This is a genomic window from Halomonas campaniensis, assembly GCF_002211105.1.
Taxonomy (GTDB): Bacteria; Pseudomonadota; Gammaproteobacteria; order Pseudomonadales; family Halomonadaceae; genus Vreelandella; species Vreelandella campaniensis_A.
Genome location: NZ_JPUA01000034.1, coordinates 549,901 through 565,471, shown reverse-complemented (window position 1 = coordinate 565,471; position 15,571 = coordinate 549,901). Strand labels below are relative to the sequence as shown.

Sequence of the window (15,571 nt, the reverse complement as noted above, 5' to 3'; positions counted from 1 at the left end):
TCTCGGCGGTGTTTTGCATTGGCTTGTGTAAATGTGTAAATACTTAGACAGGACGACGCAATGCGGCCAGTAGCGTTGCATCACGGCGGTAGATATCAGGCCTAAACTCCACCTCACCCTCGGCATTCGGCCACGCGGTTAAATAGTGCAGCGCAATGGGAATACGCTGGGTTAAGTTCACATTACGATCACTTCCCCCATTTAACAGCGAACTCATTTGGTAGTGACTACCGGTGTCTTGCAGCAGCATTTGCGCCAGTTCAGCCACCCCTTCAACTCGAATGCAGCCTGAACTAAGTGCCCGCTGATCACGCTGGAATAAGCCGCGCGCGGGGGTATCGTGCAAATAGATCATGTCATCATTGGGAAACCGCACCACAACGCGACCTAGCGGGTTACCCGTGCCCGCCACTTGGCGCAGCATAACGCCGCCGGGGTGCTGCCAATCGACCTCATCTGCAACCAGCGGCTCGCCCATCGGGCTAATCACCTGGATATTTTTACGCGCCAAGTAGTCGATATCAGCACGCACCTGGGGCAACACATCTTCGCGCATAATCGTCGGCGGGATTGTCCAGGAGGGATTAATGGTTAAATGGCTGATCGTGGAGTGGATGATCGGCGTCTCGCGACGCGGCGTACCTACCACCACTCGGGCATCCCAGTGCTGACCATTTGGGCGCACGTAGTGCATCCGGTAGCCTGCAATATCAACCCATACCCGCGGCTCAGCAGACTGCATCGGACTGATCCACCGCGCGCGCTCTAAATTGACCCGCAGTTGATCAATGCGTGATGCCACTGAGGTGTTTAATGCCAGGCGGGTTTGTTCGCCCACCACACCATCTTCCTGCAGCAGGTGGCGGCGCTGGAAACGCCTTACAGCAGCTTCCAGGGGCGCATCATAGGTGCGCCGGTTAGGCGCCGCCTGCACCCCAATCATGGGATAAGCACGGCTGTCAGCCACTTGTAAATCAGCTTCGCCCCACAGCGCTAACCGTTGACGCAACACGCTCACATCGTCGTCTTCGTCCCCTGGCCGAAGCGATTCATCCCGTGCGGCCAAGTAGGGCACACTACCCAAGTTCACCAGCTGATAATGCTGCTTTAAGGCATCTCGCAACTGCTGATATTCAGGTGATGAGGGCCGAGCCAGGGCGATAGCGCTCTCAATGACGCGATCATCGACAGCATGCACAACGCGCAACAGCGAGTAACCACGCTCAGGGCGCGGAGTGTCCCACTGGGGCTCTATCTCACGAGGGTTCACTTTGCCCCGTTCTAAATGATCCAGCGCCAGCAGCAGCGACCGGGTCGCTTTAATATCAAACGTCGCCTGGGTGGCTTCACTCCCTGCCTGACTGCGCTGAAACTCATCCAGTAGCGTATCAGCGTGATAATCATCGGGTGTTAGACCGTCGGTCTCCAGACTGTTCAGAGCGGCTACCAATGATTCAACCGCGCTGACTGACTGCCAAGCGGGCTGACCATCGCGAAGTTGATAAAACTCAGCAATGGGTAATCGGTGCGCGTCCACCTTGCTTAACTGCTGGCTCAGCGCCTGCTGTAACGGCACTGAGTCCGCATACGCCTGACTAATACCTAAAGGGCTGTGGGTAAGCGTGAGACATAGAGCGACCCCTATCGCCCATTGTCTTAGTGGCTGTATCTCGTTCATCGCCCTCTCCTTGCGTTACTATAGTCTTCCACATCGCCGTCCCGTTTTTATCTTAGTCGGCTAATCATTAATAATGACTGATATTGCTTTTAGGATCGACTTTTATGGCTCTTCGTTTAAATGTTGCCACGTTAATCTTTTCCCTACCTTTTACATTATTTACATTACCGCTACACGCTGCCAGTTTCTTTGCCCAAGTTGATTCAACGCCCCCCCGTGGCGTACTGCCTTTAAACCATCAGTTGCAGCAGCTCGCCCCCCAGGCGTCTCCCGATGCACTGCGTTTAGCCGCCCAAGCGCTTAACTGCGCCGAGCCTAATGCCGAGCGCCTGGCGGTGATCGATTACTCGTTGCCATCTACCGAGCCGCGCCTGTGGGTGTTTGATTTACGCCAACACAAGCTGCTCTTTGAAGAGTTGGTCTCCCACGGCCAGGGGTCGGGCGACGCCCAGGCCGAGACATTTTCCAATATCCCTGATAGCCATCAATCCAGCATTGGTCTATTTCGTACCATGAACAGTTATTACGGCCGCAACGGCTATTCCCTGCGCTTGGAGGGGCTGGAGCCTAACGTCAACGACTTGGCGTATGAACGCGCTATTGTCATCCATGGCGCGGACTATGTGAGCGATGCGTTCATCACCCAGACGGGGCGGCTCGGGCGCAGTCATGGCTGCCCGGCAGTGCGTGAAGACGTGACTTACCCGCTGATCAATAGCCTCAAAGAGGATCAGTATGTGTTCGCTTATTATCCCGATGCCGAGTGGCTGGCCACCTCTGCGTTTCTCGGCTGCACGGCCGCCGCCGCACAGCTTGCCCGGCGCTAATATCAGGGCTTTTGGTAAAGGTGAGCGTTAACAACCTCAGTCTTAGTGATAATTGATAGCTCAATTTCATCATTTACGGCCGCTAAATCAGGCGTACGCGGGAACTCTCTGCAATACTTCGTGACAAATTAACACAAAGTGTTGCTATCTGCCGTAGGTGTCTCTGCCATGTTCACCTTTATGCACCCATATCAAAAAATTCGCCGCCTCGAACAGGAAGTTGCCGAGCTACGCACTCAGCTTGATGCTGCTACCCCCTCCCCCAGCTGCCGATTGCTAAACCTGATGAAACCAGCGCAATCCATCAGCATGCTGCAGGCGAGAGGCGCAGATATGCTGACTTCTCTTAATAATGGCCTTCAGGAGTTCGCTGACCAGCTTGCCGGCGAGCGCGCCACTCTAACCGAGACAGCCCATTTAATTGCCGCCGCCGAGCAGGCGGTCGATACCCTTGATCAGCATTGTCTCGACACCGAGCAGGCCGAAGCCTTACCCCCGCTAGTGCTGGCAAAGACGTTACATGCGCTAAGCCAACTGCAGGTCTCTCTCGCCCGCAATGCAGGCCACGCCCAAGCGTTAGCGGTGAGCGCGGCGCTGGAAACGGCCCATAGCCAGGGTCTAATAGGCAGCGCTGACTCGGCTAGCCAGGCGTCACCAGGGTTGGCAGCCATTGCGGATGACATGCACCATCTCGCGCTGACTATGCACCGCTTAAGTCACCAGCTCAGCCAACTGATGGAGCAGGTTAATAGCCAGGTAAGAGTGCACTCACAGGCTGTGGTGAAAAAGCGCTTAGCTGACGATGAGATTGCCCGCTCGGCGCAAACAGCCAAGCAGGCAGTGCATCAACTTGCTGACCAATCCCAGCATATGCACAAGGTAATCCATCACAGCGCCACCGCGGCGTTTTTACACTCCGCGAAGCTTGATCATGCGGTGTGGAAATGCCGTCTTTATAAGCAGCTTCTCTCTGCCAACACAGACACGCCCTTAGAGGATCACCACCAGTGTCGTTTGGGCCGCTGGTATCACCAGGGAGAGGGCCACCAACGCTACGCTCGCACCGACGCTTATAGAGCACTGGCGGCCCCCCACCGCCGCATGCACGACAGTGGTGCTGAAGCGCTGAAGTTTGCCCGTTTGGGCGACCGCAATGGCCAACTGGCTGCCTTGGGCGTAATGGAAGAAGCCAGCCAGCAGCTCGCCCTTCAACTGGATAACCTTATGGAACACGCTATATTTGAAGCACCCTACTCAACCAACCACCGTTCACCGCTTGCAGGGGCGCCTTAAATAACCACCGTGCGCTAAATAGCCTTTCGTCTTATCTAGCCGCCTATGCCATGCTGGTTTCACTGAAACAACTTTCCTCACCAGCAGCAATGGGAAAAGCATATGGCAAAGGTCAAAAAGCTCGACCTCGCATTACAAGGCGGCGGCGCTCATGGGGCATACACCTGGGGCGTCATTGACTGCCTGCTGGCAGATGACCGAATTGAAATTGAGGGTATCAGTGGCACCAGCGCTGGGGCGATGAACGGTGTGGTCATGGCCGATGCGCTGACACGTGGCGATAAAGAGACCGCACGGCAAGCGCTGCACGACTTTTGGCAAGCGGTGAGTCGAGCAGGCATGGCCAGTCCCATCCGCCGCTCCCCTTTGGATATATTGACCGGCAACTGGAGCCTGGATCACTCACCCGGCTTTGTTGCAATGGATCTGTTAAGCCGAGTGGCCTCCCCCTATCAACTTAACCCGCTCAACATCAATCCGCTGCGCGATATCGTGACTGATCACATTGATTTCGAGCGGGTGCGCCAATGTCAGCAGCTTAAGCTATTCGTCGCGGCAACTAATGTACGCACAGGTAAACAGCGGGTGTTTCGCCGTGAGGAGATGAGCGTTGATGCGGTGATGGCCTCCGCTTGCTTGCCTTTTATGTTTCAAGCAGTGGAGATCGATGGCGAAGCGTATTGGGATGGGGGCTACATGGGTAACCCCGCCCTGTTTCCTCTCATGGAGGAGTGCAGCGCACGGGATATTCTACTGATACAAATCAACCCCATCAGCCGCAATGAAGTGCCTACCTCGGCGTCAGCCATTATGAACCGCCTCAACGAGATCACCTTTAACTCAGCTCTGATTAAAGAGATCCGCATGATTGCGCTGCTTAAGCATGCCCTTGATGAGCAAGGCATTGAAAACTGCTATCAACAGGCGTTGTTTCACCGCATCAGCGGCGAGCAGGCGCTTGAGGGGCTCTCCGTCTCGAGTAAATCCAATTCCGAGTGGGCTTTTCTATGTCACCTGTTCGAACAGGGCCAAGCTGCCGCTGAACGCTGGCTAAGCGAACACTTCGATGCGATTGGTAGCCACTCCACACTTGATATTGATGCCGTCTATTTACATGAATAATGGCTGCACGTTCAGTCCGCCCAATTGCCCCTTTTTTAGCACCAAGATGCCGCAAAATGCGCGCTGCATGCCCAATCATGCAGCACAAGCTTGCCTATTCATCCTTCACACACATGGGGGTAAATTCTTTAAGACTTTGATTTTTTAGAAATAAGCTTTCAGCTGGCAAACTACCTGCATAACTACTACCAGTGGTGGTAGGCGTGGACCAGGCCCAACTGGGTACGAGTGCGTCGAGCCTGACCTTCAACGATGAAGGCATGTTCTCGTCAATTGTTTGCGTAACGCGCTAACTCGTTTGCGTTGCGTAGCGATCAACTCGTTTTATGCCCCGTGAGGCCATCCCATGGACATACGCAACAAAGCCAACCGCATTCGGTTATTCAACTTCTCGACCCCTCAGATGCGCGCTTTCCACTTCTCATGGTTCGCATTTCATATCTGCTTTTTTGGCTGGTTCGGCATCGCCCCTCTTATGGCGATTGTTCGTGAAGACCTTTCGCTGACACAAACACAAATCGGCAATACGATTATCGCTTCGGTGGCGATCACCGTGATAGTACGCCTTGCCATTGGCGTACTGTGTGACCGGATCGGCCCGCGCAAAACCTATACTGGGCTACTGCTATTGGGCGCAATCCCGGTAATGGGCATTGGCTTGGCCGATAGCTTTGAAACCTTTTTATTAGCGCGCTTGGCCATTGGGGCCATCGGTGCCTCTTTCGTGATTACCCAGTACCACACGTCGATGATGTTCGCGCCCAATGTGGTTGGTACCGCTAACGCTACCAGCGCGGGCTGGGGCAACCTGGGTGGTGGCACCACACAAATTCTAATGCCGCTGATCTTCTCTGGCATGCTGATGCTGGGCGTGAATGAGGCCTTTGGCTGGCGCCTGGCGATGATGGTGCCTGGCGTAGTGATGCTCTTTACCGGTATTGGTTACTGGTTCTTCACCCAGGATGCCCCCAATGGTAATTTCAGCGAACTGCGCGCTCGGGGTGAACTACCTGAAGCTTCCGGCGAAAACGGTGCCGCGCAAAGTTTTTTAGCCGCCGCCAAGGATATCCGTGTGTGGGCGCTGTTCGTTGTCTACGGCCTCTGCTTTGGCGTGGAGCTGACGATCAACAATATTGCCGCCATCTACTTCTTCGATAAGTTTGATCTCACTCTGGCTACCGCGGGCATGATCGCTGGCTTGTTCGGGTTAATGAATATTTTTGCGCGTACCCTTGGAGGGGTTTTCTCGGATCTTTTCGCCAAGCAAGGGGGCCTGAAAGGGCGCGTTCGCTGGCTGTTTATTGCCTTGGTTTGCGAAGGTATTGCGTTGGTAGCGTTCTCGCAGATGCATGTCTTGAGCCTCGCGATTGGCATCATGCTCGTGTTCAGCCTATTTGTGCAAATGGCAGAAGGCGCTACTTTTGGCGTAGTTCCATTTATCAATAAAAAGGCGCTGGGTGCCGTGGCGGGCATAGTTGGTGCTGGCGGTAACGTAGGCGCGGTAGGCGCAGCCTTTTTGTTCCGCAGCGAAAGCCTGAGCTATCAACAAGGGTTGTTCTATTTAGGCCTTACGGTACTGGTGCTGGCTTCCTGTGTGCTACTGGTGCGCTTTAGTGATGCCACTGAAGCAGAAGAGGCCAAAGCCTACCGCGATGCGATTGGTGATGATGTTGGCGCAGGCGCCCTGTCGTTGCGTTAAACGCTTTCCAGTACACTCGAGTACACTCCCATCTAGCTATTTAGCGGTATGGGAGTGTTTTCATTTAGGCGGCAAGCTACCAAGGAAATCTCTATGTCTTCAGCGCAGCAACTGCTCTTAACTGCCATCCGTTGCGATATCGACAACCTTACCCACCTTGCCACCACTGCGGATATTGTCGGCGACATTAGCCGCTTTATCCATATGCTCCAGCGTGAACGTGGCGCATCGACGATTTACCTGGTTTCCCAGGGGCAGCGCTTCAAAACCCGCCGCGACACCTACCGACAGCACAGTCAGCAGGCCGAAACATTAATGCGCCAACGGCTGGAAGCGCTCAGCGAGGAAGCCCGCCCCCAGGCCGCCGCGCGCTTACTGCGCCGGATCGCCGCCGTTTGGTATGCACTTGACGAGCTGGGTGCCCTTCGCCAGGCCATCGATACCTTTGCCATCACACCCGATGCGGCGACTCAGGCGTTTAACCAACTGACCAGCGGACTGCTGTCCATTGTATTTGAGGCCGCTGACACCGCTATCGATCCCGACATCACCCGCACGCTAGTGGCCATTTTCCATTTGATGCAAGGTAAAGAGCTGGCGGGCCAAGAGCGAGCCTGTGGCGCCTTTGGCTTTACCCATGGTCACTTCGACGAGCCCCACCGTGCCCTGCTAAACCAGCTAATGACGGATCAGCAGCGTTGCTTTGACACCTTTGTAGAGTTTGCAACCCCCGAAGCGCAACAGGCATGGCAAAAAGAGCTTTCTCCACGCACGCTGTCGGGTATTTGCCAACTGCGAGATGTCGCCTGTCAGCGACCCTCGGCAACTCAACCATTACCCAAGGAGACACCGGATAAGCTGGGTGAAAACTGGTACGAACTCACCACCCTGCGTATCGACTCAATGAAAATGGTTGAAGATGCGCTGATCTCTCAGTTGAGCGTGCTTTGCCACCGCAAAATTGCCCAGGCAGAGGATGCTTTAGAGAAAGCGAAAACGCAGACGTGTACTTATGCCCCTGCGCCGTGCGAACAGTTGCTGGCGCTTAATGATGGGCAACCGTTAGGTGACCTCACTGCCAACGCCCTCACCTCTCCACTGGGACGTTCACTGATCGAACTCACCCAGGCCCAAGCTAGCCGCTTACAGGGACTGAGCGATGAGCTCGAAAATACCCGCAAAGCACTGCGTGAACGCAAATTGATTGAACGCGCCAAGGGTCTGATCATGGCGCACCAGGAGATGAGCGAAGAGGAGGCCTACCGCTTTCTGCGTAAAACCTCGATGGATCAAAGCAAAAGCATGGCGGATATGGCTCAAGCTATTCTCGATCTCTCCGCGATGCTGAAACGTAAGGATGCAAATACATAACGCCGCCGTTAACGGCCACTTAGCAGCACTGCCGCCAGCAGTTTAAGCCGATATTTGCAGGATGCCGTCACCTTAGCCATGCTAAAAGCTTACTTGATTTATCAGGCAAGGAGTGCAACCCATGCAAAACGGCGTGCTATTAATTACCGGCGCATCCAGCGGCATTGGCGCAGCCACCGCCCGAGCAGCCGCGCGTGAGGGCTATAAACTGGTATTGGCCGCCCGTTCTAGCGACAAGCTCACCGCACTGGCCCAGGAGCTGGGGCCGGAAAATGTGCTGGCATGTGAGCTGGACGTAACCAACATGGAGCAGCAACAAGCCATGGTTGAGCAGGCGCTGGAAACCTTTGGCCGCCTGGATGGCGTCTTTGCCAACGCTGGCCGGGGTGGCTCGCCCGGCGGCTTTAGTGAAGCCGACCACGACGCATGGCGTGAGATGATTCTCACCAATATCTATGGCGTGGGCCTCACTATTCAAGCCTGTTTGCCCGCCCTTAAACGCAGCAAAGGCCATGTATTGCTGACTGGCTCAGCCGCAGGCCGCACGACGATACCAGGCTCCATGTATAGCGCGACCAAATGGGCGGTCACCGGCATTGGCTATAACCTGCGTGAAGAACTCCGTGGCACTGGCATGCGCGTAACGCTGATTGAACCGGGAATGGTCGACACGCCCTTTTTTGATGAACCGCCGACCTATGCCTTAGACGATCGCGATATCGCCAATGCGGTAATTTACGCGCTTGCCCAGCCTGCCCATGTCGATGTGAATGAAATTCTTATCCGTCCCACTCCGCCTTTAAGTGAGGAGTGAGAAGCCAGCGAGCATGTATATCCGCCACCTGGATAATCGGCACCTTGCAATTCATCTGCACTGGCCGCATAACGTGTAATTACCAAGCGCGCTAAGTAATTTTTTCACTCTACGCGCCCACGAATTAATTTGCAGGTGACCCATGAGCCAACTCGCATCCACGGCACTTTCCGTCCTCGACCTGGCGCCCATCCGCCAGGGCGGCAGTGCCGCAGAGACCTTTCGCGATAGTGTTGCCCTGGCACAATTAACCGAGCGGCTAGGCTATACCCGTTACTGGCTCGCCGAACACCACAATATTGCTGGCATTGCCAGCGCCGCAACCGCTGTTCTAATTGGCCACATAGCGGGACAAACATCCACCATCCGCGTGGGTAGCGGTGGGATTATGCTGCCTAACCATCCACCGCTGGTGATTGCCGAGCAGTTCGGCACCCTGGAAACGCTTTATCCGGGTCGTATTGACCTCGGTTTAGGCCGCGCCCCAGGTTCGGATGGCGCCACGATGCAGGCCATGCGCCGCAACGCTCACGCGGGTGTCGACGACTTTCCACAGCTGCTAAATGAGCTGCGCAGCTACTTAGCCGATGCAGAGCCTCAGCAACGGGTGAAAGCGGTGCCTGGCCAAGGTACCCATGTGCCTGTTTGGTTACTGGGTTCCAGTGGCTACAGCGCGCAGTTGGCAGCCAAACTAGGCCTGCCCTTCGCGTTTGCGGCTCAGTTCGCACCGGGCTATTTATTTGAAGCACTGCGTTTATACCGTGATAACTTCCGCCCTTCGCAACACCTGGATAAACCCCATGCCATGGTCGGCCTTCCCGTGATGGCCGCAGAGAGCGACGCGATGGCTCACTACCTGGCCACAACAGCCCAGCAGAAATTCTTGAACCTGATCCGCGGCAAACCGACTCAGTCACTGCCGCCAGTTGAGCAGCTCGATTGGTCGCCGATGGAACAGGCTCAAGTCAGCCAGTTTTTAGGTGCGGCTATTATTGGTGGGCCTGAGACGGTTAAGGCAGAGCTTGAGGAGTTCCAAGCACGTACGGGTGCCGATGAACTGATGATTAATAGCGATTTTTACAATCACGCCGACCGTCTACGCAGCTACGAAATTGTGGCTGAGGTCGCCCGCTAAGCGCTTGACTGCATAGGATAGTTATGATCACACTCGCTTTCTCACCCATAACGGATGACGATTTTGCTGCTTTTTGGCCCACCTTCCAGGCCATTGTTGAAGCACAAGAGAGCTATGCGTTTGATCCCAATATCAGTTTTGAAGCCGCCCGTCAGTTATGGTGTAAAACTCCGAATGCAAGCGTGGTTGCCAAGGATGAAAAGGGCCAAGTGCTGGGCGCTTATTACCTAAAAACCAATGCAGCTGGCCCCGGCGATCATATATGTAACTGTGGTTATATGGTCTCCCCCGCCGCACGGGGCAAAGGCGTAGCACGCGCCATGTGCGAGCACTCCCAGCAGCAGGCACGAGAACTGGGGTTTCTCGCCATGCAGTACAACGCCGTGGTGGCCACCAATGAAGTGGCCGTTGCGTTGTGGCAGAAACTTGGTTTTAGTATCGTAGGTACCGTGCCTAACGCCTATCGCCATGCGCGCCATGGTTTTGTCGATACGTATGTGATGCATAAGGTGCTTTAGCGATAATACACTTATCAAACAGCCTTTTATCGAAAAAGCCAAAAAAACTTAAAAAAACGTTTAATTATACGACTTTATTATGGTCGAGCATTTTACAATATCAAAAAATAAAGCCAACTTAATCAAGCCGCTGCTTTTAACGCTTAATTGATACCTTTTAACACTCCCCTATGCACCAATTCAGGTGCGGGGAGTATTAGGAGAAGTATCAATGCAAAACATATCAGTTAAGAGAGTGATTGCTGGCGCACTGATTGTGCTTTTAGCCATGCTTATTATTTTGGGCAGTATGGGGGCTATGGCAGAACGTGAGGCTGCGCAGCTGCTAGCAGAAATTAATGAGATAAGCGCTCAGCAGGCGAGTGCTGCCAACCGCGCGGAAACGAACCTAATGGAGGTTCGGGTAAGATTAGAGCGTATCTCCCAGCACTACCAAGCGGGTAACGAAAACAATGCGAAGCGGGCGTTAGGGGAAGCACTGCAGAGTTTGGAAAGGTCTGACCGGCGTATTGCAGAACTCTCAGGCATTGAGCTCCCGGTGGGTTCCGAGCGTCGCCCGCTCATTGCTGACATTGTCGAAAGCTACAACCTTATTGTCACTGACGAACTAAGGGGCGACTTGGCTAATGAGCGTTATGAGGCTCTCAATGCGTATAGGGATCCTATCAACCAAAAATTTTCAAGCTTCAGCACAGCAATCAGTAATTTTAATAACTATGCACTAAGCCGGGGCAGCCAAGTTCACTCGGAAGCCCAGCGCGACAGCGTTATTTTTGGCATTACCGTGGGCACTCTTATCTTAACGGCCATAGTGCTCTATATCGTTGTACAAATAATGATTAATCGGCTCGTTATTAATCCACTCCAACGTGCGGTTCGCATCTGCGAAAATATCGCCAAGGGGGATTTGACCAGCCATATCGACACCCTAGGACGTAACGAGATCGGCCGCCTTTATAGTGCCATGCAGGATATGCAAGAGCGTCTGGAAGACATGATTGGCACACTCAATCAAAGTAGCGAAGCCGTCGCCTCCAGTTCCAAGCAAATCGCTAGCGGCAGCCAGGACCTCGCCTCACGTACCGAGCAACAAGCCGCGGCTTTGCAGCAAACCGCTGCTAGCATGGATGAAATTTCATCGATTGTGCGGCAGAACGCGGACACCGCTGGTCAAGCACAACAGCTAACCCAAGACGCAGCACAACAGGCGAATACCGGCAAACAGGCCTCTGAGCGCACTAGCCTACTGATGCGCGAACTGGAAGAAACCTCGCACAAAGTCCACGATATTGTTCAGGTGATTGACTCTATCGCCTTTCAAACCAATATCCTGGCACTCAATGCCTCTGTGGAAGCTGCCCGTGCAGGCGAGCATGGGAGAGGCTTTGCGGTGGTGGCGAGTGAAGTTCGCTCACTAGCCACAAAGACCTCCACCTCATCGAAAGAGATACGCACCATGATTGAAGATATCGCGCAGCGTATTGCGGTCGGTGCGGAACAAGCAGCGAAAAATGGCCATGATATGGCGGATATCAACGAAGCGATTCGTAAAGTGACGGAAATGATGCAAGAGCTTGCGCTCGCTGCAAAAGAGCAGGAGTCGGGCATTAGCCAAGTCAGTACGGCTGTATCTCAGATGGATTCCGCCACGCAGGAAAATGTGTCATTGGTTGAAGAGACCAGCACGGCATCTGCATCACTTCAGGATGAAGCCACTCGTTTGGCCGAGTTGGTCACCACCTTCAAACTGAAGCGGGTTGCCAACGCTGGTTCGGAACCCTCTACCGCCACTGCTTCACAGCATACCCTGGCAACAACTCACTCTTCTTATACGTCTAAAAAATTATCCAGCACCACACCAGATTGGGAAGAGTTTTAATTCACCTATTTGGGCCAGCGTCGCTGGTCCTTTTCCCTTAGGCCAGCCGTTAAGCGAATCCTCATTAATGCTCGCTAAATGCAAAAACCAACAAAATAAGGTACTTTCCCTCAGCTAATGACAATACGTTAATAAGCAGTTCCTCTTATCGGTGATGGCTAATAATAATGTCTGTTCATACCTGGTTATTCTCGCGCTTCTCACTACGCTCACGGTTTAGCGCACTAATTGCAACGTTGGTGTTTGCCACTACGCTGTTACTTGGCTGGGTGGCATCTCGTGAATCAGCGCAGCAAATGGAAGCTAGCATTGGTACGGCGACTGCAGAAGCGGCCTATCAAATGGTGGATAAGCTAGAGCGCAATATGGATGCACGCATTAAGGAGGTCAAACTCCTATTGGGTATGCAGGCACTCACTAATGACACGCGCCCTGGCGCGCTACGGGGGCAGCTAGAACGATTGCAAGACAATCATGACGTTGTGTCGTGGATTGGCTTTACTGACCCGGAAGGGACTGTTCAAGCAGCGACAGGAGGAATTTTAGAAGGTGTTTCAATAGCGCAAAGACCCGTATTTATTGAAGGGCGCAAAGCGCTTTGGATCGGCGATGTTCATGAGGCAGTGCTTCTCGCACAACTGCTGCCTAACCCCAGTGGTGAAGCGCTGAAGTTCGTCGATATTGCCACCCCGGTGTATGACCGCAATAGGGAGCTCCAGGGCGTTCTGGCGGTACATTTAAGCTGGGAATGGGCAGAATATATTCAGCATTCAATGTTTTCACCTACTAAGCAGCGTCAAGATACCGAGATGCTACTGCTTTCAACTGATGGTACCGTCTTGCTGGGCCCAGAAACGCTCATGGGACAATCATTAGCCAGCCTGGATCATCTACCCGGCCCCGCTACCACATCACCGCAATGGGCTATTGAAACCTGGCCCAATGGTGAACAATTTGTTACAGGCTACGCTCGAAGCGACGGCTACGAGGACTTTCCTGGATTAGGCTGGATAGCGATTAGCCGAAAACCGGTCTCTATCGCTTTTGCCCCTATGGAGCAGCTACAGGCAGCCATTATGGGCATCGGTATTCTACTGGCGCTGCTGTTTGCAATGATTGGTTGGGCGATTGCCTCTCGAATGGTGACTCCTCTCACCCGCTTAGCCAGTGCCGCCGATCAAATACAGGAGGGCGAGCAAGCCGACTGTATTCCTCTGGAAAACGGCTCTCCTGAAATGAAGCGCCTATCGACCTCCATGCGTAACATGGTCAGTCGGCTACTGGATCAGCGTCAAACGATCAACCGCTTAGAGGATCTAGCCAATACCGACCCACTAACGGGGCTTCCCAATCGCGCCTTTCTGAATCAATACCTACAGTTGGCCATTCCAGAAGCGGAAAGAAACCAGCAAAGCATGGTGGTCATGTATATCGATCTGGATGGTTTCAAACGGGTCAATGATGAACTGGGTCACCATGCGGGGGATCTGTTGCTTATTGAGATAACCCAGCGCCTGAAAAACGCCCTGCGCAGTGGCGATGTGGTGGCGCGCCTGGGTGGCGATGAATTCGTCATGGTGCTCAAAACCAAGCAGGAGTACTTGGAAATGCTTACCCACGAAGTGAGTAGGCGTTTACTTACGGCTATCGCCCAACCGATTTTATTACCCGAAAATAAGCGCGCCCATGTGGGCTGTAGTTTGGGCGCCGCTTGGTGGCCACACCACGGCCTGCATATTGAAACGGTGCTACAACTTGCCGATAGCGCCCTATATGCGGCTAAAAACAAAGGCAAGCATCAGCTCGTGATTCATAAGCCTTAGCTATTCACATCAAAACAGTGCTGCAACTGCTGCTCAGCGGCTTCGCTGCCCATGGCCGTCAACTTGGCAATATTGCGCTCGGGAATAGCGTCGGTATCACCGTAAAACTCAATCGCCTTTTCGACACTCTCTTCACGTAGCAGATGCACCATGGCGTAGGGAGAGCGATTGGTATAGTTAGAGGCGTCATCGGGCTCAGCCCCGTCGAAGCAGTAATCCGGATGAAAAGTGGCGAGCTGATAGACCCCTTCATACCCCTGGTCGACAAGAATACTTTCTGCCAGCTCAACAAAATCCAGGTAGTGATCAAAGCTTTTGAAGAGCGTTGGGAATACCAGCAGCGTGGTTTCTGTTTCTGGATGTTCATCCAGCCACTGGACTTCGACCATCAGTTCCTCCAGTGCCACTTCGATTTTCTTGGAGCGCACTACCTCAACGCGGATGGTGTCACGCGCTAGCTCACGTTGAGCGAACGGGCAAATGTCGTGAGCCACAATGAAGGTGCGCACCCAATTCAACGTTTGCGCAACTATTTGGTTATCTGCGTGCATAGCACCCTCTTTACTGATCGGGTCGGTGATGACCGACACCCTGTGCGCAGCAGTTTACCAACTGTTCATGACCAACTACACGTGCTCTTGATAGCGCTTCAAGGCAACCTCATAAGATTTATGGATATGGTCGTCCATTAATGCACGCGCTGCTTTAGCATCGCGCTGTAGCGCCAGCTCCACAAGCTGATGGTGCTGCTCGTCCAGCTCTTGACGTATCGTCGGCATTTTGGGGCCCAAACGACGATAGCGATCAAACTGATCGTGTAACTGTTCAATAAAACGTAATAGCCACACTGACCCACAGGGCGCCACCAAGGTACGATGAAACTGGGTATGCAGGTGTTCCCACTCCTCGCCTTTATCCAGGGTTATATCAGCCCGTTTCAGGCGGTGCGCAGCGGCTAACAGGTCAGCTTCCCAAAGCGAGTCACCCTTAGCAATCGCCCGCTCAAGCGCCATTCCCTCCATTTCCAAACGCATCTGGGCAATATCGTCCAGTTCATCCCGGGACAACTTCGGTACCCGAAAACCGCGCTGATTCTCCTGCACCAGCAACCCATAAGCCGCCAATTTATTGAGCGCTTCTCTTAGCGGACTCAAACCGACTTGGTAGCGATCTTTAAGCGCATTGATCGCGAGCTTTTCGCCAGCGACAAAACGCCCGCCCACCAAATCTTTACGTAAATGATCAAACACACGACTTGATGCAGTACCTGCTGGCCCTGCTGGCGTCGGTAAAGAATTACTCATGGCGATGTCCTTTATTCATCTCAGCTCCCGCTGTCCATTCTATTTTTCGCTGTTGACGTTGGATCAGGCACTACCTATATTCTATTTTAGACAAAATAATCGATTTTT

The 15,571-nt window shown here is 53.5% G+C and carries 13 protein-coding genes; 10 read left to right on the top strand and 3 right to left on the bottom strand.

From position 1 onward, the window contains the following. Positions 1–43 precede the first annotated feature (43 nt). A complete protein-coding gene (locus JI62_RS14955; protein ID WP_088700903.1) occupies positions 44–1,678 on the bottom strand; it encodes a L,D-transpeptidase family protein in 1,635 nt (544 codons plus the stop codon). 104 nt (positions 1,679–1,782) lie between these two features. Between JI62_RS14955 and JI62_RS14950 the strand changes: the two genes are divergently transcribed. From JI62_RS14950 to JI62_RS14905, 10 genes are all read left to right on the top strand, one after another. Then, complete coding sequence (locus tag JI62_RS14950; RefSeq protein ID WP_088700902.1) at positions 1,783–2,505, top strand: murein L,D-transpeptidase catalytic domain family protein; 723 nt, start codon at positions 1,783–1,785, stop codon at positions 2,503–2,505. A gap of 168 nt (positions 2,506–2,673) precedes the next feature. Beyond that, the gene (locus JI62_RS14945; RefSeq protein ID WP_170938566.1) at positions 2,674–3,798 is read left to right on the top strand and encodes a CZB domain-containing protein; all 1,125 of its coding nucleotides are present in this window, start codon (positions 2,674–2,676) and stop codon (positions 3,796–3,798) included. A 102-nt stretch (positions 3,799–3,900) separates the two neighbouring features. Then, on the top strand, positions 3,901–4,920 hold the full coding sequence (locus JI62_RS14940) for a patatin-like phospholipase family protein (protein WP_088700901.1): 1,020 nt from the start codon (positions 3,901–3,903) through the stop codon (positions 4,918–4,920). A gap of 346 nt (positions 4,921–5,266) precedes the next feature. Next, positions 5,267–6,619: a NarK family nitrate/nitrite MFS transporter gene (locus tag JI62_RS14935; protein WP_088700900.1), complete on the top strand. Its 1,353-nt coding sequence runs from the start codon at positions 5,267–5,269 to the stop codon at positions 6,617–6,619. Between the two features lie 93 nt (positions 6,620–6,712). Next, entirely contained in the window at positions 6,713–7,990 is a 1,278-nt protein-coding gene (locus tag JI62_RS14930; protein ID WP_088700899.1) for a nitrate regulatory protein, read from the top strand. A gap of 121 nt (positions 7,991–8,111) precedes the next feature. Further along, on the top strand, positions 8,112–8,804 hold the full coding sequence (locus JI62_RS14925) for an SDR family oxidoreductase (protein ID WP_088700898.1): 693 nt from the start codon (positions 8,112–8,114) through the stop codon (positions 8,802–8,804). 142 nt (positions 8,805–8,946) lie between these two features. Then, a complete protein-coding gene (locus JI62_RS14920) occupies positions 8,947–9,939 on the top strand; it encodes an LLM class flavin-dependent oxidoreductase (RefSeq protein ID WP_088700897.1) in 993 nt (330 codons plus the stop codon). A 23-nt stretch (positions 9,940–9,962) separates the two neighbouring features. Next, positions 9,963–10,457, top strand: coding sequence for a GNAT family N-acetyltransferase (locus tag JI62_RS14915; protein ID WP_088700896.1), 495 nt, complete (start codon positions 9,963–9,965; stop codon positions 10,455–10,457). Between the two features lie 211 nt (positions 10,458–10,668). Next, on the top strand, positions 10,669–12,336 hold the full coding sequence (locus JI62_RS14910; protein ID WP_088700895.1) for a methyl-accepting chemotaxis protein: 1,668 nt from the start codon (positions 10,669–10,671) through the stop codon (positions 12,334–12,336). A 167-nt stretch (positions 12,337–12,503) separates the two neighbouring features. Beyond that, positions 12,504–14,159, top strand: coding sequence for a sensor domain-containing diguanylate cyclase (locus JI62_RS14905; RefSeq protein ID WP_088700894.1), 1,656 nt, complete (start codon positions 12,504–12,506; stop codon positions 14,157–14,159). Here JI62_RS14905 and JI62_RS14900 read toward each other — a convergent pair. Together JI62_RS14900 and JI62_RS14895 are read right to left on the bottom strand one after the other, a co-directional pair. Then, on the bottom strand, positions 14,156–14,710 hold the full coding sequence (locus JI62_RS14900) for a DUF1415 domain-containing protein (RefSeq protein ID WP_088700893.1): 555 nt from the start codon (positions 14,708–14,710) through the stop codon (positions 14,156–14,158). The two genes, JI62_RS14905 and JI62_RS14900, sit on opposite strands and share 4 nt — an antisense overlap. A gap of 75 nt (positions 14,711–14,785) precedes the next feature. Then, positions 14,786–15,463 (bottom strand): GntR family transcriptional regulator, encoded by a 678-nt coding sequence (locus JI62_RS14895; protein ID WP_088700892.1) that lies wholly within the window; start codon positions 15,461–15,463, stop codon positions 14,786–14,788. Between the last annotated feature and the right edge of the window lie 108 nt (positions 15,464–15,571).